General features: G+C 62.0%; 1 protein-coding gene. It reads left to right on the top strand.

What is annotated here, in order from left to right; translation table 11 throughout:
• Positions 1-336 precede the first annotated feature (336 nt).
• Positions 337-2,815 (top strand): DUF5979 domain-containing protein (locus BSZ40_RS11110; protein ID WP_143180974.1); only part of this gene is annotated, 2,479 nt, incomplete at its 3' end.

Below are 2,815 nucleotides of genomic sequence, written 5' to 3'. Positions count from 1 at the left end.
TGCGGTGTTGGCTGGTGGTGTGGCGTTGGTTGGCTTGTCGCGGCGGCGTGCTGCGCGGTGAGTTAGCGGCGTGAAGTGTTTGGGGGGTGGGCAAAAACCCACCCCCCCAAACGTGTTGCCACATAGCGGTACAACCATCCGAATTACAGCAACGTCATTTGCTGCGACGCTAGGAAAAGCCGGGAGTTTTCCCTTAACTGGCCGGAAGGATAGAGGATTAGTCTTTGAGGGACTCGTGTCACAAAGTGGTGGTCTTGCTTCCCTCGCGCCGCTGACTGGATATAGGCTGAAAGCAGTCTTTTGCCTGTAGGCGTTACCCCGCGCGAAAGGAAGCCCATGTCTAGGAAATCTCGGCTGGTGGCAGGGCTGGCCACCTTAGCGATGAGTATTGGCCTGGGAGTGGTAGCTGCTCCGGCGGCACACGCTGCCCCCAACCCGAATATCGGGGTGCAAATCACCAGTTTCATGCGTTCCGATGCCAATGGGGTGACTTCCGCCGGGGCGGTGCGCGTCGACGAAGTGGCGAAGCTGGAGTTTTCCTGGACCGGAGAAAGGGCGAACATCCAGGCGCAGGACTCCTTCGCCATCGAGTACGCCCCCTACTTCAATGCCCGCGTTGCGGGGCAGCGCTACCCGATGACCGTGCCTGTCAACGGTGTGCAGACGGAGGTTGGTACTTGCGAGGTGGCCAAGACGGTCTTCACCTGCACGTTCTCCGACAAGGTCACCGAGTTGCGCCAGCAGGGATTTGACACATTCAAGGGCACCGGCTCGGTGCTGCTGGTGGCCAAGCAGGCCACGAAGACCGAAACGGTCGAGATGAAGCTTAACGAGCAGGGCACGGCAGTTGACCTGCCCGGCACCGGCGGCATCGGGGAGAAGGCGGCGGCCACTTTCAACCCGGTGAAGTTGGCCAAATACGCCACCCCGATCGCGGAGGGGGCTATTCGCGTCAACTGGAATATCAGCTTCCACCTGGATGACATCAACAAGCACCGGCAGGCCGCCGGACTGGCGCCGCTGCCGACCGACGGCAGCGTCTCGACGCTGAAGCTGACGGATCGCCTGGGGCCCGGGCAGACCTTGCCGGACGCCATGGCCCTGGTGATGCGCACCCGCGAGAACCCGGCCAAGGCTGTGGTGATCGCCGAGAACGGCAAGCTCGGTGGGGACTACCAACTGGAAGTGGTCTACAACGAAGATAAGACCCAGGCGGAGATCGTGATCACGGGGCCGTTCAGCCTGGATTCCAACTACGTCCTGTCATACTCCGCGCCGATCACTGACGCCCCAGCCGTCCCGGGGCTGAAGTACAAGAACGACGTCGAGCTTAAGGACGCTGACTACCGGGTGAGCGGGGAACGCTACCTGACTGAGTCGTTCTCGATCACGGTGGAGATGAAGCCGGGCTTCGGTGGCTTCGACATCACCAAGTTCGTGGATGGCGATGCCGCGACTTCGGTGGCCAAGGGCACCAAGTTCACGGTTAACGTGGATTACAGCCTGCCAGCCGGTTCGACGGTGGAGACCTACAACGACTGGGTCGCTCCTGGGCAAGTGAATGCACAGCGTAATGGGGGAACCGCCACCTTCGAGGTGAAGTTGGGGGCCAAGACCCCGTTCCCCGGCACCTTCCCGCAGGGCACGACGGTGACGCTGAGCGAAGATCCGCAGTCGGCCAACCCGGGCGTGCGTGGCGGGGTCTGGGAGGAGCCGGTGTTCAAGCGCGGGCGCACCGAGGGGCCGACCTTCCAGGTGGAGAACCAGAAGTCAACCGCGTTGTCGTTGGACAACGCCGTCAGCATCCCTAAGGGCACGTTCCACGTCACCAAGACTGTGCAGGGCGACAAAGGTAAGGCTGCGCAGAAGGACTTCCGCTTTGCCTACAACTGTGCGGGCACGGCGGGTGAGCTGACGGTGCGGGCCGATGGCCAGCCAGTCGCGTCGCAGCAGCAATTCCCGGTGGGTACGCAATGCACCATCACTGAGGTAGCGGACTCGGCCCAGCTAGACGGATTTAATCTGCAGGTGCCGAGCGCAAAGACTGTCACCATCGAGTCGGCAACCACTCCCGTGGTGGCGGCCTTCGAGAACGTCTACACCGCCAAGGTGGGCAAGTTCAAGGTTGTCAAGACCGTTACCGGGGCCCAGGCACCAGCAGACAAGCAGTTCCGCTTTACCTACACCTGCGGTGCTGACTCGGGTGCGTTGGAGACCAGCGCCGGGGGCGCCGGGGTGGAGTCGCCGCAGTTCCCGCTCGGGACGAAATGTACGATCACCGAAGACCAGGAAGCGGCGCAGCTGGCTGGCTACACCCTCACAGGGCCCGCCGCGCAAGAAGTGACGATCGCCTCGGAGACCGAGCCGGTGGTGGCGACCTTCGAGAATGTGTATGCCCAGAAGGTCGGCAAGTTTGCGGTGACGAAGAATGTCACCGGTGTCCAACTCGCCCAGCCGCGCACCTACCAGTTCGACTACACCTGTGGTGCGACCTCCGGGACATTGGAAGTGCCCTTCCCCGGCCCGGCTGTCAACTCGCCCGCCTTCCCGCTGGGAACCGTGTGCACGGTTCAGGAAAAGGTCGACTCCGCGCAGCTCGATGGTTACTCGCTGCAGGCTCCGGCCGCCCAGGAAGTGACGATTGCGTCGGAAACCGACACTCCGACCTTGACCTTTACAAACGCATACTCGCAGCTGACTGGGAAGTTTTCTGTGGTGAAGTCGGTTGTGGGGGTTGTGGTTCCTGGTGATCGGGAGTTTGTGTTTGATTATGTGTGTGGGGCTGATCGTGGTTCGTTGAGTGTGCGGGCTGATG

It is taken from the genome of Buchananella hordeovulneris (genome assembly GCF_001907235.1).
Classification (GTDB): Bacteria; Actinomycetota; Actinomycetes; order Actinomycetales; family Actinomycetaceae; genus Buchananella; species Buchananella hordeovulneris.
The sequence above is the reverse complement of the archived record's forward strand: the minus strand, read 5'-3'. Positions and strand labels throughout refer to the sequence as shown.